Source organism: Rhizorhabdus wittichii (assembly GCF_017607425.1).
GTDB classification, from domain to species: domain Bacteria; phylum Pseudomonadota; class Alphaproteobacteria; order Sphingomonadales; family Sphingomonadaceae; genus Rhizorhabdus; species Rhizorhabdus wittichii.
The window spans coordinates 1,871,372-1,889,738 of the sequence record NZ_CP059319.1 but is presented as its reverse complement, the minus strand read 5'-3'; the positions used below and the strand labels follow the sequence as shown (position 1 = coordinate 1,889,738).

The window sequence follows — 18,367 nt, the reverse complement described above, 5'->3', positions numbered from 1 at the left end:
CCGGCGTTGTTTCGTATAGGAAAGGCCAACTGAACGCCCGCTGAAAGCGTCGTTCATCCTGGGGCTTCAAACCCAGCCTTCGAACACCTGGTCGCGCGGGCGGTGGCCGTCGGCCCATTGGCGGATATTGGCGATCACCCGCTCGCCGGTCTCGGCGCGCCCTTCGAAGGTGGCCGATCCCATGTGCGGCAGCAGCACGACATTGTCGAGCGCGAGCAGCCGGGGATCGATCGCCGGCTCGTGCGCGAAGACGTCGAGGCCGGCGCCGGCGATCGCGCCGCGTTCGAGCCGGTCGAGCAGCGCTTCCTCGTCGATGATCGGGCCGCGCGCGGTGTTGATCAGGTAGAGATGCTCGGGCAGCAGCGCGAGCCGCCGCGCGTCGATGAGGTTCTCGGTCTCGGGCGTGTGCGGGCAGTGGATCGTGACGATGTCGCTGTCGACCAGCAGCCGGTCGAGATCGGGCTCGTAGCGCGCGGCAAGCTCCTGCTCGACCGCCTCGGGCAGGCGATGGCGGTTGTGATAGCTCACCGTCAGGTGGAACGCGGCGGCGCGGCGGGCGACGGCGCGGCCGATCCGGCCCATGCCGACGATGCCGAGCCGCTTGCCCGAGACACGGTGGCCGAGCATCGACGCCGGGCTCCAGCCGGTCCAGCTTCCCGACCGCACCAGCTTCTCGCCCTCGGCCAGCCGCCGGGGCACCGACAGGATCAGCGCCATCGTCATGTCGGCGGTGTCCTCGGTCAGGACGCCGGGGGTGTTGGTGACGATGACGCCGGCGGCGCGCGCGGCTTTCAGGTCGATATGGTCGACGCCGTTGCCGAAATTGGCGATCAGTTGCAGCCGGCCCCGGCCCGCCGCGATGACGGCGGCGTCGACATGATCGGTGATCGTCGGGACCAGCACGTCGCAGCGCGCGGCGGCGGCGGCGAGCGCCTGGGGGTTCAGCGCAAGGTCGCCCTCGCTCAGCTCGACGTCGAACAGCTCGCTCATCCGCGCCTCGATCTGCGGGGGGAGGCGCCGGGTGACGACCAGCCTGGGACGGCGGGGGCGATCTTGCTTGGCCATGGGCTGTCGCTAATCCCGCCCGGCCCCGAGCGCAAGCAGAGCGTCTCGACTCTCGGGCCCGAGGCCCTTGAACCGCGATGGCCGCCCTCTACTATGGCGACAGGAGCCGATTGGGGAATGATGGTGAAGAAGCTGGGTTGGACGTTGCTGGGGGCTCTGCTGATCGCGGGGGCGGGGGAGGCGCAGGAGCGCCGCGTACCCTATTGGGCGTCGATCGCGACCGGCGACGCGCTGCTCCGCACCGGGCCCGAGCGCACCTATCCCGCCACCTGGCGCTATCGCCGCCGCGACCTGCCGGTGCAGGTGGTGCAGGTCTACGGCAACTGGCGCCGCATCCGCGAGCAGGACGGGACCGAGGGCTGGATGCTCGCGACGCTGCTGAGCGCGACCCGCACCGCCGTCGTCACCGGCGACGCGCCGGCGGAGATGCATGCCGATCCCAGCACCGGTTCCGGCCTCAACTGGCGCGCCGAGCCCGGCGTCGTCGGCCGCATCAGCAAGTGCGAGAGCGACTGGTGCCTGTTCGACGTCGGCGGCAAGCGCGGCTACATCCAGATCGAGCATATCTATGGCGTCGATCCGGGAGAGGTGGTCGAGTGAGCCTGGGCCCGACCATCGAAACGGCGCGGCTCGTCCTGCGCCCGCACCGGATCAGCGACTATGAGGATTGCTGCGCGCTGACCAGCGATCCCGAGGCGGTGCGGATGATCTACCAGAACCCGATGAGCCGCGAGGATACGTGGCACCGGCTGCTGCGTTTCGCGGGCCATTGGTCGCTGCTCGGCTACGGCCTGCTGATCGTCGAGGAGAAGCTGAGCGGCCGGGTGGTCGGGGAGGTCGGCCTCGCCGATTTCCATCGGGGCCTGGGCGATGATTTCGATCCCTTCCCCGAAATGGCCTGGATGATGTCGACCGAGGTCCATGGCCGCGGCTATGCGACCGAGGCGGCGCAGGCGGCGCTGCGCTGGATGGAGGTCGCCTTCTCGCCCGATCGCACCGTCTGCATCATCGATCCGGCCAACGGGCCGTCGCTGCGCGTGGCCGAGAAGCTGGGCTATCATCCGATCGGCAATGCCGAGTATAAGGGCAAGCCGATCCTCAAGCTGCGGCGCTTTGCTTCGGCGCACGGGTGATCCGACCGGCGGCGGCCCCGGGCCGTCGCAAAAATTTCGCAGGGCTGTCGGATAAGGGTCGACGGGTTCGTCGTAGCGGCGTTGGGGCAGGCGGCCCCATCGATCGCATCGTGACGAAGGAGGATGCCATGTCCCGGATTACCCCCTGCCTGTGGTTCAAGGACCAGGCCGAGGAGGCCGCGCGCTTCTACTGCTCGATCCTGCCCGATTCCCATGTCGACGCCGTCCACCACGCCACCGTCGATTCGCCCGGCCCCAAGGTCGGCGACGTGCTGCTGGTCGAGTTCACCCTGGCCGGCCAGAAGTTGCAGGCGCTCAACGGCGGCATGGACGCCGAATATGGCCTTGCGGTATCGATGTCGTTCGCCGCGCGCGACCAGGCGGAGCTCGACCGGGTGTGGGACGGGCTGCTGGCCGGCGGCGCTGCGCAGCAGTGCGGCTGGCTCGCCGACCGCTACGGCCTGCACTGGCAGATCGTGCCCGAGAACATGGGAGCGATCCTCGCGGACCCGGCCAAGTCGAAGGCCGCCACGACCGAAGTGTTCAAGATGGTGAAGATCGACATCGCGACGCTCGAAAAGGCCGTCGCCAACGCCTGAACGGGAGAGACGACATGGCCAGCAAATTCTTTTGGTACGAACTGATGACCGATGACCGCGCCGCGGCCGAAGCCTTCTACAAGGAGGTGATCGGCTGGACGCTGTCGCCCTACGGCCCGGCCGAGGACCCCTATGTGATCGTCGAGGCTGGCGGCCGCGGCGTCGGCGGGATCATGGCGATCCCCAAGGAAGCCTGCGACCAGGGCATGAAGCCCTGCTGGGCCGGCTATGTCCATGTCGGCGACATCGACGCGGCGGTGGCGAAGGTCCGCGCGGGCGGCGGCAAGGTCTATCGCGAGCCGCAGATGATCCCGAACATCGGCCGCTTCGCGGTCTGCGCCGATCCCCAGGGCGCGATGTTCAACCTGATGCAGCCCGAGGGCGAGGACATGCCGCCGGTGCCGATGGGCACGGTCGGCGCGATCGACTGGCACGAGCTGCACAGCAGCGACGGCAAGGCCGGGTTCGGTTTCTACGCCGGCCAGTTTGGCTGGTCGGCCACCGACGCGCTCGATATGGGGCCGATGGGCACCTATCAGATGTTCGCGATGGAGCCGGTGTCGGGGCCGACCGAATGCGGCGTCACCGTCGGCGGGATGATGACCGACGCGCAGGCGCCCAATCCCTATTGGACCTTCTATTTCCATGTCGACGACATCGACGCGGCGCAGGGCCGGATCGCGGCGAACGGCGGCAGCGTGCTGTTCGGCCCGCAGGAGGTTCCGGGCGGCGCCTGGATCATCAACGCGCTCGACCCGCAGGGCGCGATGTTCTCGATCGCCGGTCCGAAGGCAGGGTGAGGGCTGCCTTTGTCCGTCATTCCCGCGGAAGCGGGAATCCACGGTCACGGGACGCTATTTGACGCGAGGTGCCGCCGTCCATGGATTCCCGCTTTCGCGGGAATGACGATGGTTGTTGGTGGCTGTCTGGCCCGATTAGGGCGGGTCGATCAGCTATAGTTGAAACTGATGCTGATCCGGTCGCCCTTGGCTGTGCTGGGCGGCACCTCGTGGCGCAGCCAGCTTTCCCAGAGCAGGACCATGCCGGGCTTCGGCTCGGCATAGACGAAGCTGCGGCTGTCCTCGGGCGCGTCGGGGGTGCGCGGCGGGGCGGCCATCATCAGCGGCAGGCGCGGGTCCTCCAGCTTCAGCCCGCCCGATCCCGGCGGCACGCAGACGTAGAAGGTGCCGGAAACCACGCTGTGCGGGTGGATATGGCCCGAATGGGTCGCGCCCGGCTTCATCAGGTTGACCCACAGGCTGTCGAGCCGGAGCCGGCGGCCGAGGTCGAGATGGGACTCCTCGGCGAAGCGGTGGACATGGCCGTTGAGCAGCTTCACGAGATCGGCGATCACCGGATCGCGCGCGGGCAGGTCGTTGAGCGACGCATAGGAGGTGTAGCCGCGATAGCCGTGCGCCTTCGACCAGCCCTGGCCCGCCCGGTCCTCCGCGGCGAGCATGCGGACCGAGTCCTCCAGTTCCTCGATCAGCGCGGGATTGTCGATCATCGCCTCGTAGAGGCGGGTGACGAAGAGGGTGCGGATGGCCATGCGTCGCCCCAAGCATGGGCACGGGCGCAGTTCAAGGGCGAGCTTCGCGAGGGCCGGCGCCCTTGAGCAGCGCCACCGCCCTGGCCAACGCCAGATCGTTGGGCTTCTTCGCCGCCGACACGCGGTAGCGCGGGGTGAAGCCGTCGCCTTCGAGCCGCTTGCCGCTGGCGGTGCGGACGTCATATTCGGCTATGGTGATGCGCCCGCCGCCGGGCAGGCCGTGGTCGACGCCGCCGGTCACCGCCCCCGCGCTGCGCTGGCCGACGGTGAAGGCGCCGTTCTCGTCGAGGAAATAGGCCAGTATCTCCGCCGCGCTCGCCGTGTCGGGGCCGACGATCACCGCGAGCGGGCCGAGATAGGCGCTGGCGCCCGATCCGCGCGTCTTCTCCTCGATGTCGCGCTTCCCGCTCAACCGGACCAGCACCCGCCGCTCGCGGGTGAAGGTGCCGGCGATCCTGTCGAGCACGTCGTCGCGCCCGCCGCTGTTGTTGCGCAGGTCGAGGATCACGCCGCGCAGGCCGGGCGTCTCCGCGATCGCCTGCCGGACCCAGCGGTCGTCGCCCGGATCGAACTGGTCGAAGGCGAGCAGCAGCAGCCCGCCGTCGAGCCGCGCCATGCGCCGCGCGGAGGGTTCGTCGCCGTCCTCCGGCGGCTCCTTCGACCGCGCGAGCTCGCTCGGGCTGATCGCATAGACATGGCTGTCGTCGAGCTGGTCGAGCATCCGGTTGATCACCGCGTAGAGCTGCTTCTCGCCGCGCGCGGCGATCGCCTGCGGGTAGAAGCGGTCGCGGATCAGGCCCCAGTCGTTGCCGCCCATCTTCGGGTCCCAATAGCGGTCGGCGACCAGTTCCCAGGCGCGGTCGAACACGCGTTCGTTGAGCGAGTCCTCCCGCGCGAGGGCGGGGCCGTTCGCCGCGACGAGCAGGCTCGCCAGCAGGGCGAGGCGGGGCAGGGCGCGCATCAATCCTCTCCTTCGGCGGCGCAGCGCAGCGTCAATATGTGGCGGTTCCCGTCATAGGCGGCCTCGCCGCAGCGATCGAGCCGGTCGCGCGCGACCAGCACGACCGGCCACGCCTCCTGCAGCGGGACCTTCTTCGCGACGACGATGTCCTGCGGTTCGGACGGATCGACAGGGAAGGCGTGGCGCCCGCCGAAATCGGCGGTGCGCACCGCGATCCGCGGATAGGGGAAACCGGCGATCGCGGCGGGCCGGTCGAAGTCCAGGGTCGAGATCGGGCGTTCGATGCCGAACGCCGCGACCACCGATCCGCCGTCCGTCAGCCGGCCACCCTGCGCCCGCGCGAGGATCGCGCCGGCCGAGGCGGTGGCGACGCTTTCGGGGCGTTGCAACGAGAATTGGACGAAGATGGTGTCGCGACCCATCGCGATGGCGGCCTGGGGGCCGTGCTCGTCATTGTCGTCGATCAGGAAATCGGCGGTCCGTTCGGGCGGGGGCGCACCCGGCCGCTCGAAGCGGATCGTCGCATAGGGGAGCAGGCCGATCCCGATCTCCCCGTCGACCCCGGCGCAACAGTCGCGGCCGTGCGACGCGACCGTCACCAGCATGCGCCGGCCGTTGAGGGTGACCGGCGCGGCCGCCTGGATGCCCTTCAGCGTCTCGCGCCCGACCAGCGCGTCGAAGCCCGATTCGAAGCGGAAGCGGCGATCGGGCGGATCGGCGGCGAGCCGGTCGGCGGCATCGGGATTGAGTTCGATCAGCCGCTTCTGGTCGAGCGCGACGCGCAACCGCAGCGGCACGTCGCCGATCCGGACCTCCCGATCACCGGATCGTTCTGGTCGAGCCGGAGCTCGCCGGTGAGGTGGAGGTTGCCGGGCGGCGGCGGGGATGTCGTCGCCAGGAGCGGACGGCGCAGCAGTGACCGGCGCCAGGCAGCTGCCGCGCCGGGCATCTATCGGCCGCCGTCAGTTGGCGCGATAGCTGCGATATTGTGGGGTCGCCGCGACCGTGCGGGCGCTGCGGCTGCTGCTGTAGCGGGTGGTGCCGCGATAGCTGCGACCGCGATAGGTGCGGTGTTCCTTGTTGATCAGCGTGTTGTACAGTACGCCGCCCGCGCCGCCGACCAGCGCGCCTTCGCCGATCGAGAGGCCGGGGATGACCGCGCCGGCGATCACGCCGCCGGCGGCGCCGATGCCCGCGCCGCGCAGGATGTGCGAGGCGCTCTGCGCCGAGGCGGGCGCAGCGACGGCGCCCATCGAGAGCAGGGCGGCGCTGCCAAGGACGAACAGTTTCTTCATGGCAGGTACTCCTTCAAAATCCGATACCGGTAACGGGCGAGAAACGACCCGGTTCCGGCGTTCATTCCGGAGCAAGGAAATAGTTGCCTGGCTCCGTCCTGCTCATTGAAGGTTCAGTAGCTGAACCGCATATTGCTCGCGGAAGTGGAGACCATGTCATGCGCGCTACTCTGTGCTTAATCGGCGCTATGTTGATGACGACGACCTTGCCGGCCCAGGCGGCCCGGCCGGATCCCGAAGCCCGGATCGCCAAGGCGCTCGAGGGGCGGGTGGCCGGCAAGCCGGTCGATTGCATCCCGCTGCGCCAGATCCAGTCGACCGAGATCTTCGACCGGACCGCGATCCTCTACAAGGTCGGCAGCACCTGGTACCTCAACCGGCCGGCGTCGGGGGCGAACTTCCTCGACCGCAACGATATCTTGCTGACCGACACGCACAGCTCCAACCTGTGCAGCATCGATATCGTCCGGCTGATCGACCAGACGAGCCGCTTCCCGAGCGGTTCGCTCGGTCTCGGCAAGTTCGTGCCCTATACGAAGAAGAAGGGCTGACGCCTCTCGACTCCGGCCGAGGCTATTCGGCGGACAGGTCCTCGCCGGTGTCGTGATAGGCCAGCTCGCGCTGGACCGCGATATTGTCTCGATAGGCCGCGATCAGGGCGGCGTCGCGCGGCGCGCGGACGCGGACTTGGACGGGACCGGACATCGCATAGGGGATGATCGGGGCGTCGGCCTGCTGCGGCGCGACCGGCGTCCGCGGGTGGAGGTCGATCGACGGCTGCGCCATGGCGCCGGTGCCGCTGATGATCGCCAGGGTGACGGCCAACGTCCTGAACATCGTTCGATCCTCGAGCTTACAGATACGCAACCAACTTTCGTCCGCTGATTACACCCGCCCGGCTCCCAGAAAAAGTAAACTATCCGCATCCGTGGCGATCGGCGCCGTCGGGCGCGCAAAGAAAAACGCCGGGGGAGGACCCCCGGCGTTTCTCGTTTCTTCGCGGTATCGAAGGGCTGGGATCAGCGCTTCGAGAACTGGAAGCTGCGGCGGGCCTTCGCCTTGCCGTACTTCTTGCGCTCGACCGCGCGGCTGTCGCGGGTCAGGAAGCCGGCGGCCTTCACCGGCGCGCGCAGGATCGGCTCATACTTGGTCAGCGCCTGGCTGATGCCATGCTTGACCGCGCCGGCCTGGCCCGAAAGGCCGCCGCCCTTGACGGTGGCGACGACGTCATACTGGCCCTCGCGCTCGGCGACGCCGAACGGCTGGTTGATGACGAGGCGCAGCGTCGGACGCGCGAAATAGACTTCCTGGTCACGGCCGTTGACCGTGATCTTGCCGGTGCCGGGCTTCAGCCACACGCGGGCGACGGCGTCCTTGCGGCGGCCGGTCGCATAGGCACGGCCCTGCGCGTCGATCTCCTGCTCGCGGAGCGGAGTGGTCGGCAGGATGGGAGCGGCGACGACCGGAGCCGCGGCTTCGTCAGCCGGCGCGGCGGCAGCGGGCGCCGCATCGACGGGAGCGGCCGGGGCGGGCGCCGCGCTGGTCAGCGCGGCGAGATCGGAAAGGGACTGGCGGTTGTCGGACATTATGCGCCCACCTTGTTCTTGCGGTTCATCGACGCGATGTCGAGGACTTCAGGGTTCTGGGCGGCGTGCGGATGCTCCGCGCCCTTGAAGATGCGCAGGTTGCGCATCTGCTGGCGGCCGAGCGGGCCGCGCGGGATCATGCGCTCGATCGCCTTTTCCAGCACGCGCTCGGGGAAGCGGCCGTCGAGGACCTTGTCCGCGCGGGCTTCCTTGATGCCGCCGGCATAGCCGGTGTGGCGATAATAGACCTTCTGGGTCAGCTTCTTGCCGGTGAAGCGCACCTTCTCCGCATTGATGACGATGACGTTGTCGCCGCAATCGATGAACGGGGTGTAGCTCGGCTTGTGCTTGCCGCGCAGGATATTGGCGATGATCGAGGCGGCGCGGCCGACGATCAGCCCTTCCGCGTCGACGATGTGCCACTTCTTTTCCACCGTGGCGGGGGTCGCCACCTTGGTGGTCTTCATGAGCGCCTTCATGGGCCTGGACCTTCTTGTTTCGATCGTTCCAAATGAACGACGCCGCCCCCCGACATTGGTCGCACGGCGACCAATGTCTAGCCTTTTGGATAGAGCCTGATTCACGTCATCGGCGGAAGCGCGGAGCGCTTCCTCCTCAAAAACGATCAGGCTCTGGGAGCGGCGTTGACGGAGCGCTAATGCGCGCGGGCCCCGAAAGAGTCAAGGAAAATGGGCTTATTTTAATGAGGTATTATGATACCTTTGGCTTGTCCAGACCGTGCCCGGCCCACAGCAGCGCGGCCAGCAGCAGCACCGCCACCGCCTGGTGCGCGACCGCGACGGCGATGTCGACGCCGGTGAGCAGCGTCGCGATGCCGAGGGCGATCTGGACGACGATCAGGGTGGCGACCGCGTGGACCGGGCCGACCGCGCCCCGCTTGCGCGCCGCGCGGGCGACGGCGAGCGCGGCGATCGCCGCGGCCCAGGCCCACCAGCGATGGACGAACTGCACGACGATCGGGTTTTCGTGGAGATTGGCGAGGCCCTGCGCCACGTTCCATCCGCCGGCGGGGAACCATTCGTCGCCCATCTTCGGCCAGGTCGCGAAGGCATAGCCCGCGCGCAGGCCCGCGACGAAGGCGCCGAGCATGATCTGCACCGCCAGGGTCAGCACGGCGGCGACGGCGAGGGCGGTCGGCCGCGCCGGGCGGGCATCGGGATCGCGCGCCAGCCGGCGCAGGTCGAGCACCGTCCAGACCAATGCCGAGAAGATCAGCAGCGCGGCGATCAGGTGGGTGGCGAGGCGGATATGGCTGACCTCGGTCCGCACCGACAGGCCCGAATAGACCATCCACCAGCCGATCGCGCCCTGCAGCCCGCCGAGCGCGAAGATGCCGATCATCCGCCAGCCATAGCCGGCCGGGATCGCGCGCTTCCACCAGGCGACGATCATGACGCCGGCCAGCACCGCGCCGATGCCGCGCGCGAGCAGCCGGTGCATATATTCCCAGAAATAGATCGCCTTGAATCCCTCCAGCGTCATGTGGAGGTTGAAGGCGGCATATTGCGGGATGCGCTTGTAATTCTCGAACTCGGCCAGCCATTCGGCTTGGTTGAGCGGCGGGACGATGCCGCGCACCGGCTTCCACTCGGTGATCGACAGGCCCGACTCGGTCAGCCGGGTGATGCCGCCGACGACGACGATCGCGAACACCAGCACCGCCACCAGCAGCAGCCAGTTGGCCAGGGCGTTGGGGCGGGGCGAGGGAGCGGCGGGACGGGCGAGGATCGACATGGCCGCGCTCATGCGCCAGCGGACCGCGGGGATCAAGTATGGCGGACGATGACCCTTTCCACTCTCTTCCACGCCACCCCAGCGGAGGCTGGGGTCCATGTCTCTTTTCACCCGAAATGACATCTGAGAAGACGACAGACATGGATGCCAGCCTCCGCTGGCATGGCGGATGACGATTGCAGTGGTCTCGCACATTCGGCCCGCCTATCATGGTCGCATGCATGCACGGATCGAGCGGGAGGATGGGGTGAACAAGCCCCGGCGCGGCGTCACCCGGCGCAGTCTGCTGGTCGGCGGCGGCGCGGCGGCGGGGCTGGTGCTGGGCTGGGCGGTCTGGCCGCGCCGCTATGGGCCCAATCTCGCGCTCGGGCCGGGCGAGCAGCTATTCAACGCCTTCCTCAAGATCGCGACCGACGGCCGGGTGATCGTCGCGGTGCCGCAGGCGGAGATGGGGCAGGGCGTCTACACTTCCATGCCGCAGATCCTGGCCGACGAACTGGGCGCCGACTGGCGCACGGTCGGCGTCGAGCCGGCGCCGATCAACCCGGTCTACGCCAACACCCTGCTGGCCGAGGAGCAGGCGCGCGAGCAGCTTCCCGCCTGGCTGCACGGGCCGGGCGAATGGGTCGCGCGCGAGGTCGCGATCCGCATGAACCTCACCATCACCGGAGGCTCCTCCTCGATCCGTTCGTTCGAGACGCGCCTGCGCGAGGCGGGCGCGGCGGCGCGCAGCCTGTTGTGCATGGCGGCGGCGGACCGCTGGGGGATCGACTGGAAGGCGTGCGACACCGAGGCCGGCTTCGTCGTGCGCGGCGACGACCGGCTGGCGTTCGGCACATTGGCCGAGGCCGCCGCGCGGCTGACCCCGCCCGACGATCTGCGGCTGCGGGACCGGGACGAACGGACGCTGGTCGGCCGGCCGGTGCCGCGCCTCGACCTGCCGGCCAAGGTCGACGGCAGCGCGCAGATGGGCGCCGACATCCGGCTGCCGGGCATGGTCTACGCCTCGATCGCGCACGGCCCCTATGGCGACGCGCATCCCGTGAAGATGGCGACCGCCGCGGCCGACGAGACGCCCGGCGTGATGGCGGTGCTCACCAATCCCGGCTGGGTCGCCGTGGTCGGCACCAATTGGTGGGCGGCCGATCGCGGGCTGGAAGCGCTGGCGGTCGAGTTCGAGACGCGTTCGCCTCGCCCCGACGACGGCACCGTGCGCCGCGCGCTGGCCGCCGCGCTCGACAAGGGCGAGGCGAAGCGCTTCGTCGAGCATGGCGATCCCGATGCGGCGCTGGCCGGGCAGGGCGTGGTCACCGCCGCCTATTCGGTGCCGATGATCGCCCATGCGGCGCTGGAGACGCTGACCGCGACCGCGCGCTTCGGCGATGGCGGGGTCGAGGTCTGGGTGCCGACCCAGGCCGCGCCGATGGCCCGCGCCGCCGTGGCGCGAGCGGTCGGCCTCGACGAGGGGCGGGTGACGATCTACCCGACGCTGGTCGGCGGCGGCTTCGGCCGCAAGACCGAGGTGCAGGCGGCGGTCGAGGCGGCGATCATCGCGTCCAAGGTCCGCAAGCCGGTCCAGCTCGTCTGGCCGCGCCGCGAGGATATCCAGCACGGCCGCTTCCGCCCGCCCGCGACCGCGCGGCTGAAGGCGAAGCTCGGCCCGGCCGGTTCGATCGCCGGCTGGTCGGCGCGGATCGCCGCGCCCTCGACCAATGCCGAGATGATGGCGCGGCTGACCGGCGGCGCGCAGAAGTCCAGCTACGGCCCCGACCGCGGCGTGGTCGAGGGCGCCGCGCCGCCCTATGCGATCGCGGCGCTGGCGGTCGAGCATGTCGAGGCGGTGACCGGCGTGCCGACCGGTGCCTGGCGGTCGGTCGCCAACAGCTACACCGCCTTCTTCACCGAGAGCTTCGTCGACGAGCTGGCGCTGGTCGCCGGGCTCGATCCGCTGTCCTTCCGCATGCAGGCCCTGAGCGGCCAGCCCCGCCTCGCCCGCTGCCTGCAGATGGCGGCGTCGATCGGCGCGTGGCAGGGCGGGGAGCCCGGCACCGGCCAGGGGCTGGCGGCCCATAGCTGCTTCGGCAGCCATGTCGCGATGCTGGTCGAGGCGCGGATCGAGGGCGACCAGGTCAAGGTGCCCAACGTCACCGCCGTCGTCGACATCGGCCGCACGATCCACCCCGACATCGTCCGCCAGCAGGTCGAGGGCGGCATCTTGTGGGGGCTGGCCAACGCGTTCGGCAACGGCATCTCGATCCGCGAGGGGATGGTGACCGCGCAGAATTTCGACGGGCTGGGCCTGCCCGACCTCATGTCGACACCGGAGATACGGGTCGAGATCATCCCCTCCGAGCTGCCGCCCGGCGGCGCGGGCGAGATCGCGGTGCCGCCGGTCGCCCCGGCCGTCGCCAACGCGATCTTCGCCGCGACCGGCAAGCGCCTCCGCCACCTGCCGCTGAGGCTGTCCGACGCATGAGCCTTTTGCCGGAGGGGCATGCGCCCGTCGCCGCGCCGAAGATCGGCGTGCTGATCGTCAATCTCGGCACGCCCGACGCCCCGACGCCGGGCGCGGTCAGGCGCTATCTGGGCGAGTTCCTGTCGGACCGGCGGGTGGTGGAGATTCCGCCGATCGCCTGGCAGCCGATCCTGCGCGGCATCATCCTCAACGTCCGGCCGCGCAAGTCTGCCCATGCCTATGCGCAGGTGTGGAGCGAGGAGGGGTCGCCGCTCGCCGCGATCACGGCGCGCCAGGCGGCGGCGTTGCAGGCCCGTTTCGGCGATCGGGCGATCGTCGATCATGCGATGCGCTACGGCAAGCCGGCGATCGGCGAGCGGATCGCCGCGCTGCAGGCGGCGGGCTGCGACCGCATCCTGATCGCGCCGCTCTACCCGCAATATTGCGCGGCGACGACCGCGACCGCCAACGACGCGGCCTTCGCGGCGCTGGCGAAGATGCGCTGGCAGCCGGCGATCCGCACGCTGCCGCCCTATTTCGACCGTCCCGCCTATATCGACGCGCTCGCCGCCTCGGTGCGCGAGGGGCTGGCGGCGCTGCACGGCGAGCCCGACGCGATCCTCGCCAGCTTCCACGGCATGCCGGCGCGGACGCTCGACCTCGGCGATCCCTATCATTGCCATTGCCGCAAGACCGCGCGGCTGCTGGGCGAGGCGCTGGGCCGCGAGCTGCACGTCTCCTTCCAGTCGCGCTTCGGCCGCGCCCGCTGGCTCGAACCCTCGACCGAGGCGATGCTCGATCGGCTCGCCGGCGAGGGTGTCCGACGGCTGGCGGTGATCGCGCCGGGCTTCTCGGCCGACTGCCTGGAGACGCTCGAGGAACTGGCGATCCGCGGGCGCGACCGCTTCCTCGCGGCGGGGGGCGAGAGCTTCGCCTATCTGCCCTGCCTCAACGACGGCGCGCCCGGCATGGCGATGCTCGAAACGCTGATCGGCGACGAAATGAAGGGTTGGATCGACCGCCCCTGATCATTGCGTGGCGACGACCTTTGAACTGTCATGAATTTCTGTTCGGGGAGCTTCCGTCACGCACGCAGAGGCTCTAGCATCGAGCCGATTCTATGGGAGATCAGTTATGGCGCGGGTTGCGATCGTTACCGGTGGAACCAGGGGTATCGGCGAGGCGATCAGCCTGGCGCTCAGGGACGCGGGCGTCGCCGTCGCGGCCAACTATGCGGGCAATGAGGAACGGGCCAGGGCCTTCACCGAGAAGACCGGCATCCGCAGCTACAAATGGGACGTCGCCGACTATGACGCCTGCCACAAGGGCGTCGAGCAGGTCGAGGCCGAGCTGGGCCCGGTCGACATCGTCGTCAACAATGCCGGCATCACCCGCGACGGCACGCTGCTCAAGATGACCTACCAGGATTGGAAGGACGTCATGGACACCAATCTGGGCGGCTGCTTCAACATGGCGAAGTCGACCTTCCCCGGCATGCGCGCGCGCGGTTGGGGCCGGATCGTCAACATCGGTTCGATCAACGGCCAGGCCGGCCAGTACGGCCAGGTCAACTATGCCGCCGCCAAGTCGGGCATCCACGGCTTCACCAAGGCGCTGGCGCAGGAAGGCGCCAAGTCGGGGGTGACCGTCAACGCGATCGCGCCGGGCTATATCGACACCGACATGGTCGCCGCGGTGCCGCAGGACGTGCTCGCCAAGATCGTCGCCAAGATCCCGGTCGGCCGTCTCGGCCATGCCGAGGAGATCGCGCGGGGCGTGGTGTTCCTGTGCGGCGAGGAAGCGGGCTTCGTCACCGGGTCGACGCTGTCGATCAACGGTGGCCAGCACATGTACTGAGCCCCCCGGGAAAGGAGGCGCGCGGACGGATGGCGGGGCCGGTCAAGCGGTCGGTGAACATCGCCGGCCATGCCACGTCGATCACCCTCGAACCGCCATTCTGGGACGCGCTGGTCCGCGCGGCCGGGGAGGAGGGGGTGCCCCTCAACGCCCTCGTCGCGCGGATCGACGTCGAGCGGATCGCCGACGACGACCTGCCCAACCTCGCCAGCGCGATCCGTGTCTGGCTGTTCCGCCGGGCGCTCGCCGCCTCCGAAGGAACCGGATGATCGCATTGCAGGTGTATTGAAATAGTAATACACTCCGTCCCGCTCGGATCGTGGAAGGGGGATCGGCGGATGGTCGTGATCGGATCGGCGGGGGTGCTGGCGGACGGAAAATGGCGTCCGTTGCGGGCGCTGGGCTGGCTCCTGCTGTTGTGCGTCCTCATCGTCGTCACCTTCAACGGCGTCGCCAAGGCGGCGTTGGCTCTCATGGTCGCGGCCGGCGCCCTTCCGTCCGCGCCGGCCAGCTACAGGCTCGTGGCGGCGGTCCTCGGCGCGATGGCCTTTATCGCCGCCTATTGGGGAGCGGTCCGGTTCGGCGAGCGCAGGACGGTCCCGGAGCTGGACCTGCGCCGGGCGCCGTCCGATCTGCTGCTGGGGCTGGCCGTGGGCGCCGCGCTGATGACCGCGATCATCGGCGCGCTGTGGCTGTTCGGCTGGGCGAGCATCGAGCGGAGCGTCGTCGATCGGGTCGCCCTGGCGCTGCGCGACTCGATCCGGTCGGGCGTGCTCGAGGAACTGGTGCTGCGGCTGGTGATCTTCCGGCTGCTGTGGCGGGCGGTCGGCATATGGCCCGCGCTTGCCGGCGCGGCGTTGCTGTTCGGCCTGCTGCACCTGATCAACCCCGACTCCAGCCCGTTCGCGGCGGCCTGCCTGATCGCCGGGGAGGGCGTCGGCATCGGGCTCTACCTCATCACCGGGCGGATCTGGGCCTCGATCGGGATGCACGCCGGCTGGAACTTCACGCAGGGCTGGATTTTCGGCGCGGCGGTCTCGGGCACCACCGATATCGCCGGCGGGCCGCTGGTCCTCAAGCCGATCCCGGGCGTGCCGGATATCCTCAGCGGCGGCGGCTTCGGCCCGGAGGCATCGCTGGCGGCGCTCGCCATCTCCCTTCTCGCGAGCGCGGCCTTCCTGTGGCGGGCCTGGAAGCTGGGCAGCTTCGTCGCAAAGGATGGGTGAGGTCGCAGAGCCGATCAGGCGTGGGACAGGATGTTGAGCAGCTTGCCGAAGGGATCGCGGACGAAGACGCGCCGCACGCCCCAGGATTCGGTCGCCGGACCATATTCGATCGCATGCCCCGCCTCGACAATCCGCCTATAGCTTTCGTCGAGATCGTCGACCTCGATCGACAGGTCGGGAACCGGCATCCCCGAACCGCCCTCGCTCGCGAAGCTGATCTGCGGGACGGCATCGCCCGATCCGACGAAGGTGACGATCCAGCCATGGTCCATCGCCAGGCTCATCCCTAGCAGATCGCCATAGAAGGCCCTGGCCGCCTCCATCCGATCGGTCGCGATATTCGCCACGACGCGTCTGACCGTCATCCGTCCGGCTCCTCGGTTGGCGAATTCGTTCCGGGTTTGGTCGAGGCGGGTCTTCTGCCCCTTATCGTCATCAAGTCAGTTGAGGCTGGAGATTGGCAGCGTCGCGGATGCGAGCATTGGCGATGCAGATGATTTTGCGCATGAGGGCGGCGAGAGCGAGGCGTTTGGGTTTTCCAGCGCGGACGAGTGCGTTGTAGAAGTCTGCGAGAGGATTTTTGCCGCGAGCGGCGGCGAGGGCGGCGATGAAGAGGGCGGGCCTGATCTGCCTTCGTCCGCCTGAGCTGTGTCGGCGGGCCTGGAGTTTTCCGCTGTCTCTGGGATGAGGGGCGCAACCAGCGAGGCTTGCGGCCTGCCGGCGGTTGAGAGAGCCGAGTTCGGGCATGGTTGCGATCAGGAGAGGAGCGAGGACGGCGGCGACGCCTGGGATGGATCGCAAGGCGCGAGCGCGGGAGCTGAGGTCGCGGTGTTGGTTGATGAGCTCCTCGATCTGAACCTCGATGGTGCGGATACGGTGTTCGAGATCGGCGATATGGTCGCGGATGTCGTCGGCGACGAGATGCCCACGAGGGGCCTTGAGGCGATTGGTTTCCTGGCGCTTCATGGCGACGAGATCGAGGCGTCGTGAGACGAGGAGGCTGATCTGGGCCTGGCAAGGCTCGGGAGGTTGCCAGCGCATCAGGCCGGGACTGCGGTCGATGGCGTAGCGGCTGAGCCAGCGGGCATCGATGGGGTCGGTCTTGGCGCGTTTGCCGAAGGAGCGGATATAGGCCTTGATCTTGGCGGCATCACCGCGGTGAACGGGGATGGCGAGGCCGCAGAGGACGGCGAGGAGCTTGTCCTCATGGCCTCCGGTCGCTTCGCATACGGCCAGATCGCGGTTGCGCAGCGGATCGAGCGCGGCCGTGAGGGCCTGGGTCTCGTTGGCTATGGTGAGGGTCTGGCCGGTTACGCTGTCGAACAGGGTCACGCTGTCCTGGGATACGTCGAGGCCAAGAGCTGTCTGGATTTCGTCGGCATATCGTATCATCTTGGGGTCCCATGCTTCGAATTGTCTGCGGGCGTGCCGAAAGGCGGCCCATTCAAGTCAGCAAGCGATGCGAAGCTGGGGCGACAAGAGCCCTGGATGACGTCGGTCGTTTCGACCTATTCCCGCACGGGCGCCTTGCCGCCACGAGCTGCGGGGTGGCCACCCCGCAGCTCGTCTCGCCAGCCACCCACTCTTAAATCATTTTCCCGAGAGACAATTCCCGCGAAAGCGGGAATGACGATAAGGGGCAGGGTCGCTAATAGACCGACCGCCGGTAGAGCCCCGCCTCGGTCATCGCCTCGAGCACCCCGGTGCCGAGCAGGTCGCCCAGCGTCGCGTGGACATCGTCGTCCATCCGCTTGCTGCCGCAGACATAGATGGCGCCGCCGGCCAGCACCCAGTCGAGGATCGGCGCCTTGGCGTCCTTGATCTGGTCGGTGACGAGGCGCTGCTCGCCGGTTTCGCCCGGGAAGACGAGGTCGCAGCGTTCGAGGTGGCCGGTCGACACCCATTCGGCGATCTCGGCGGCGAGCACCTCGTCGTCGGTGCTGTTGCGGTCGCCGAAGATCAGCCAGTTGCGGGTGCCCGCCGGCCGCGCCTTGATATGGGCGTGCAGCCCGGCCAGCCCGGTCGCGTTGCCGATCAGGATCAGCGGCACCGTATCGGGCGGCGGCACGAAGGCCGGGTCGTCGCGGACCAGCAGGGCGATGCGCTGGCCGGTGTCGACCTCCTCGCACAGCCAGCGCGAGCGGCGCCCTTCGGCCGGGGCGCTGGTCGGGACCTTGCGGACGACCAGGTGGATGGCACCCTCGGCCGGCAGCGACCCGATCATATAGTCGCCGGCCGCGAGCTGCGCCGGACGACCGCCGGGATCGAGCACGTCCTGCGCGGGGCCGCAATAGACATGGGCGACGGCGCCGGCCCGCCATTCGGGCAGGCCGTCCTCCGGTTCGAGCCGCAGCCGGTAGAGCGGCCCGCCGGCCGAATCGGGATTGGCCACGGCCCGCGATATCAGGCGCCAGGCCGTATAGGGCGGCCGTTCGGTCTCGACCGGGTCGGCGATCGGCGGCGCGCGCGGCCGTGCCGGCCGCGGGGCGGGGGCGGGTTGGGGATCGGGCGGCTCCAGCCCTTCGCCGCGCGTCCGCCTCGCCAACAGGAAGACGAGCAGCACGAACGCCAGCGCGGCGAACGCCGCGAGGATCAGCAGCAGATGGTTGAAGCCGTTCACCGACGCGCTCGTCCGGATGGAGGCAGGGCGACCCGGTCCTGCGGGATGGTCGGTCGCATCGGTCGCTGCCTCCCGTCAGTCGCTGGCGGAGGAAGGCAACGGATAGAGATCAACCGGTTCGGCTGCCGCACACTGTCGTTCCCCTACGGGCATGATGATAGGCGGGGTCCGCCCCCGCTGACAACATCATAGCGCGGCCTGGATCGAATTCTCCATTCGTTTCTGTGCCGTAGCGATCTTTCCTGCCGGGCGGCGGCGGCGGTGGC

22 protein-coding genes are annotated in these 18,367 nt (G+C 69.1%); 10 read left to right on the top strand and 12 right to left on the bottom strand.

The window, feature by feature from the left end:
* Positions 1–66 precede the first annotated feature (66 nt).
* Positions 67–1,065 carry a 2-hydroxyacid dehydrogenase gene (locus HRJ34_RS08905; protein ID WP_012050757.1) on the bottom strand — a complete coding sequence of 333 codons (999 nt, stop codon included), beginning with the start codon at positions 1,063–1,065 and terminating at the stop codon, positions 67–69.
* Between the two features lie 120 nt (positions 1,066–1,185).
* Here HRJ34_RS08905 and HRJ34_RS08900 point away from each other — a divergent pair, with 120 nt between their 5' ends.
* From HRJ34_RS08900 to HRJ34_RS08885, 4 genes are all read left to right on the top strand, one after another.
* Positions 1,186–1,665: an SH3 domain-containing protein gene (locus tag HRJ34_RS08900; RefSeq protein ID WP_226949196.1), complete on the top strand. Its 480-nt coding sequence runs from the start codon at positions 1,186–1,188 to the stop codon at positions 1,663–1,665.
* Complete coding sequence (locus HRJ34_RS08895) at positions 1,662–2,198, top strand: GNAT family N-acetyltransferase (RefSeq protein ID WP_012050759.1); 537 nt, start codon at positions 1,662–1,664, stop codon at positions 2,196–2,198. Before HRJ34_RS08900 ends, HRJ34_RS08895 begins: the two co-directional genes overlap by 4 nt.
* Before the next feature lie 128 nt (positions 2,199–2,326).
* Positions 2,327–2,797 carry a VOC family protein gene (locus tag HRJ34_RS08890; RefSeq protein ID WP_208633894.1) on the top strand — a complete coding sequence of 157 codons (471 nt, stop codon included), beginning with the start codon at positions 2,327–2,329 and terminating at the stop codon, positions 2,795–2,797.
* A gap of 14 nt (positions 2,798–2,811) precedes the next feature.
* Positions 2,812–3,597 (top strand): VOC family protein, encoded by a 786-nt coding sequence (locus HRJ34_RS08885; RefSeq protein WP_016746439.1) that lies wholly within the window; start codon positions 2,812–2,814, stop codon positions 3,595–3,597.
* A gap of 149 nt (positions 3,598–3,746) precedes the next feature.
* Here the strand turns inward: HRJ34_RS08885 and HRJ34_RS08880 are convergent, their stop codons facing one another.
* The 4 genes from HRJ34_RS08880 to HRJ34_RS08865 form a co-directional block, all read right to left on the bottom strand.
* Positions 3,747–4,346, bottom strand: coding sequence for a TIGR02466 family protein (locus HRJ34_RS08880; protein ID WP_208633893.1), 600 nt, complete (start codon positions 4,344–4,346; stop codon positions 3,747–3,749).
* Between the two features lie 31 nt (positions 4,347–4,377).
* Positions 4,378–5,307 carry a S41 family peptidase gene (locus tag HRJ34_RS08875; RefSeq protein ID WP_208633892.1) on the bottom strand — a complete coding sequence of 310 codons (930 nt, stop codon included), beginning with the start codon at positions 5,305–5,307 and terminating at the stop codon, positions 4,378–4,380.
* A complete protein-coding gene (locus HRJ34_RS08870) occupies positions 5,307–6,104 on the bottom strand; it encodes a hypothetical protein (protein ID WP_208633891.1) in 798 nt (265 codons plus the stop codon). The genes HRJ34_RS08875 and HRJ34_RS08870 overlap by 1 nt, the downstream gene beginning before the upstream one ends.
* A 165-nt stretch (positions 6,105–6,269) precedes the next feature.
* Complete coding sequence (locus HRJ34_RS08865) at positions 6,270–6,602, bottom strand: hypothetical protein (protein WP_012050765.1); 333 nt, start codon at positions 6,600–6,602, stop codon at positions 6,270–6,272.
* A 158-nt stretch (positions 6,603–6,760) separates the two neighbouring features.
* Between HRJ34_RS08865 and HRJ34_RS08860 the strand changes: the two genes are divergently transcribed.
* Positions 6,761–7,153 carry a hypothetical protein gene (locus HRJ34_RS08860; protein WP_012050766.1) on the top strand — a complete coding sequence of 131 codons (393 nt, stop codon included), beginning with the start codon at positions 6,761–6,763 and terminating at the stop codon, positions 7,151–7,153.
* A gap of 22 nt (positions 7,154–7,175) precedes the next feature.
* Here the strand turns inward: HRJ34_RS08860 and HRJ34_RS08855 are convergent, their stop codons facing one another.
* From HRJ34_RS08855 to HRJ34_RS08840, 4 genes are all read right to left on the bottom strand, one after another.
* A complete protein-coding gene (locus tag HRJ34_RS08855) occupies positions 7,176–7,439 on the bottom strand; it encodes a hypothetical protein (RefSeq protein ID WP_012050767.1) in 264 nt (87 codons plus the stop codon).
* A gap of 182 nt (positions 7,440–7,621) precedes the next feature.
* Positions 7,622–8,188 carry a 30S ribosomal protein S9 gene (gene rpsI, locus HRJ34_RS08850; RefSeq protein WP_012050768.1) on the bottom strand — a complete coding sequence of 189 codons (567 nt, stop codon included), beginning with the start codon at positions 8,186–8,188 and terminating at the stop codon, positions 7,622–7,624.
* Positions 8,188–8,667: a 50S ribosomal protein L13 gene (rplM, locus tag HRJ34_RS08845; RefSeq protein ID WP_012050769.1), complete on the bottom strand. Its 480-nt coding sequence runs from the start codon at positions 8,665–8,667 to the stop codon at positions 8,188–8,190. The genes rpsI and rplM overlap by 1 nt, the downstream gene beginning before the upstream one ends.
* Before the next feature lie 232 nt (positions 8,668–8,899).
* Positions 8,900–10,042, bottom strand: a complete 1,143-nt coding sequence (locus HRJ34_RS08840) for a COX15/CtaA family protein (protein WP_208633890.1) — start codon at positions 10,040–10,042, stop codon at positions 8,900–8,902.
* Between the two features lie 70 nt (positions 10,043–10,112).
* Here HRJ34_RS08840 and HRJ34_RS08835 point away from each other — a divergent pair, with 70 nt between their 5' ends.
* From HRJ34_RS08835 to HRJ34_RS08815, 5 genes are all read left to right on the top strand, one after another.
* Positions 10,113–12,419, top strand: coding sequence for a xanthine dehydrogenase family protein molybdopterin-binding subunit (locus HRJ34_RS08835; RefSeq protein ID WP_208633889.1), 2,307 nt, complete (start codon positions 10,113–10,115; stop codon positions 12,417–12,419).
* Entirely contained in the window at positions 12,416–13,426 is a 1,011-nt protein-coding gene (gene hemH / locus HRJ34_RS08830; protein ID WP_208633888.1) for a ferrochelatase, read from the top strand. The genes HRJ34_RS08835 and hemH overlap by 4 nt, the downstream gene beginning before the upstream one ends.
* Positions 13,427–13,532: 106 nt before the next feature.
* A complete protein-coding gene (gene phbB, locus HRJ34_RS08825; protein ID WP_012050773.1) occupies positions 13,533–14,255 on the top strand; it encodes an acetoacetyl-CoA reductase in 723 nt (240 codons plus the stop codon).
* Positions 14,256–14,284: 29 nt separating this feature from the next.
* Positions 14,285–14,524, top strand: a complete 240-nt coding sequence (locus tag HRJ34_RS08820; protein ID WP_029994149.1) for a ribbon-helix-helix domain-containing protein — start codon at positions 14,285–14,287, stop codon at positions 14,522–14,524.
* Between the two features lie 69 nt (positions 14,525–14,593).
* Complete coding sequence (locus tag HRJ34_RS08815; RefSeq protein ID WP_208633887.1) at positions 14,594–15,481, top strand: CPBP family intramembrane glutamic endopeptidase; 888 nt, start codon at positions 14,594–14,596, stop codon at positions 15,479–15,481.
* A gap of 14 nt (positions 15,482–15,495) precedes the next feature.
* Here HRJ34_RS08815 and HRJ34_RS08810 read toward each other — a convergent pair whose 3' ends face one another.
* The 3 genes from HRJ34_RS08810 to HRJ34_RS08800 form a co-directional block, all read right to left on the bottom strand.
* Positions 15,496–15,846, bottom strand: coding sequence for a VOC family protein (locus HRJ34_RS08810; RefSeq protein ID WP_208633886.1), 351 nt, complete (start codon positions 15,844–15,846; stop codon positions 15,496–15,498).
* Between the two features lie 70 nt (positions 15,847–15,916).
* The gene (locus tag HRJ34_RS08805) at positions 15,917–16,873 is read right to left on the bottom strand and encodes an IS110 family transposase (RefSeq protein WP_030093295.1); all 957 of its coding nucleotides are present in this window, start codon (positions 16,871–16,873) and stop codon (positions 15,917–15,919) included.
* A gap of 256 nt (positions 16,874–17,129) precedes the next feature.
* Entirely contained in the window at positions 17,130–18,101 is a 972-nt protein-coding gene (locus tag HRJ34_RS08800) for a ferredoxin reductase domain-containing protein (protein ID WP_208633885.1), read from the bottom strand.
* Between the last annotated feature and the right edge of the window lie 266 nt (positions 18,102–18,367).

Bases quoted from the DNA above. Each gene is read 5' to 3' on its own strand.
- rplM (WP_012050769.1), bottom strand. From the start codon at position 8,667: ATGAAGGCGCTCATGAAGACCACCAAGGTGGCGACCCCCGCCACGGTG.
- HRJ34_RS08805 (WP_030093295.1), bottom strand. From the start codon at position 16,873: ATGATACGATATGCCGACGAAATCCAGACAGCTCTTGGCCTCGACGTA.
- HRJ34_RS08815 (WP_208633887.1), top strand. From the start codon at position 14,594: ATGGTCGTGATCGGATCGGCGGGGGTGCTGGCGGACGGAAAATGGCGT.
- HRJ34_RS08855 (WP_012050767.1), bottom strand. From the start codon at position 7,439: ATGTTCAGGACGTTGGCCGTCACCCTGGCGATCATCAGCGGCACCGGC.
- HRJ34_RS08810 (WP_208633886.1), bottom strand. From the start codon at position 15,846: ATGACGGTCAGACGCGTCGTGGCGAATATCGCGACCGATCGGATGGAG.
- HRJ34_RS08875 (WP_208633892.1), bottom strand. From the start codon at position 5,307: ATGCGCGCCCTGCCCCGCCTCGCCCTGCTGGCGAGCCTGCTCGTCGCG.
- HRJ34_RS08905 (WP_012050757.1), bottom strand. From the start codon at position 1,065: ATGGCCAAGCAAGATCGCCCCCGCCGTCCCAGGCTGGTCGTCACCCGG.
- HRJ34_RS08835 (WP_208633889.1), top strand. From the start codon at position 10,113: ATGACGATTGCAGTGGTCTCGCACATTCGGCCCGCCTATCATGGTCGC.
- HRJ34_RS08860 (WP_012050766.1), top strand. From the start codon at position 6,761: ATGCGCGCTACTCTGTGCTTAATCGGCGCTATGTTGATGACGACGACC.
- HRJ34_RS08865 (WP_012050765.1), bottom strand. From the start codon at position 6,602: ATGAAGAAACTGTTCGTCCTTGGCAGCGCCGCCCTGCTCTCGATGGGC.
- hemH (WP_208633888.1), top strand. From the start codon at position 12,416: ATGAGCCTTTTGCCGGAGGGGCATGCGCCCGTCGCCGCGCCGAAGATC.
- HRJ34_RS08885 (WP_016746439.1), top strand. From the start codon at position 2,812: ATGGCCAGCAAATTCTTTTGGTACGAACTGATGACCGATGACCGCGCC.
- HRJ34_RS08900 (WP_226949196.1), top strand. From the start codon at position 1,186: ATGGTGAAGAAGCTGGGTTGGACGTTGCTGGGGGCTCTGCTGATCGCG.
- HRJ34_RS08880 (WP_208633893.1), bottom strand. From the start codon at position 4,346: ATGGCCATCCGCACCCTCTTCGTCACCCGCCTCTACGAGGCGATGATC.
- phbB (WP_012050773.1), top strand. From the start codon at position 13,533: ATGGCGCGGGTTGCGATCGTTACCGGTGGAACCAGGGGTATCGGCGAG.
- HRJ34_RS08840 (WP_208633890.1), bottom strand. From the start codon at position 10,042: ATGGACCCCAGCCTCCGCTGGGGTGGCGTGGAAGAGAGTGGAAAGGGT.
- HRJ34_RS08890 (WP_208633894.1), top strand. From the start codon at position 2,327: ATGTCCCGGATTACCCCCTGCCTGTGGTTCAAGGACCAGGCCGAGGAG.
- HRJ34_RS08820 (WP_029994149.1), top strand. From the start codon at position 14,285: ATGGCGGGGCCGGTCAAGCGGTCGGTGAACATCGCCGGCCATGCCACG.
- rpsI (WP_012050768.1), bottom strand. From the start codon at position 8,188: ATGTCCGACAACCGCCAGTCCCTTTCCGATCTCGCCGCGCTGACCAGC.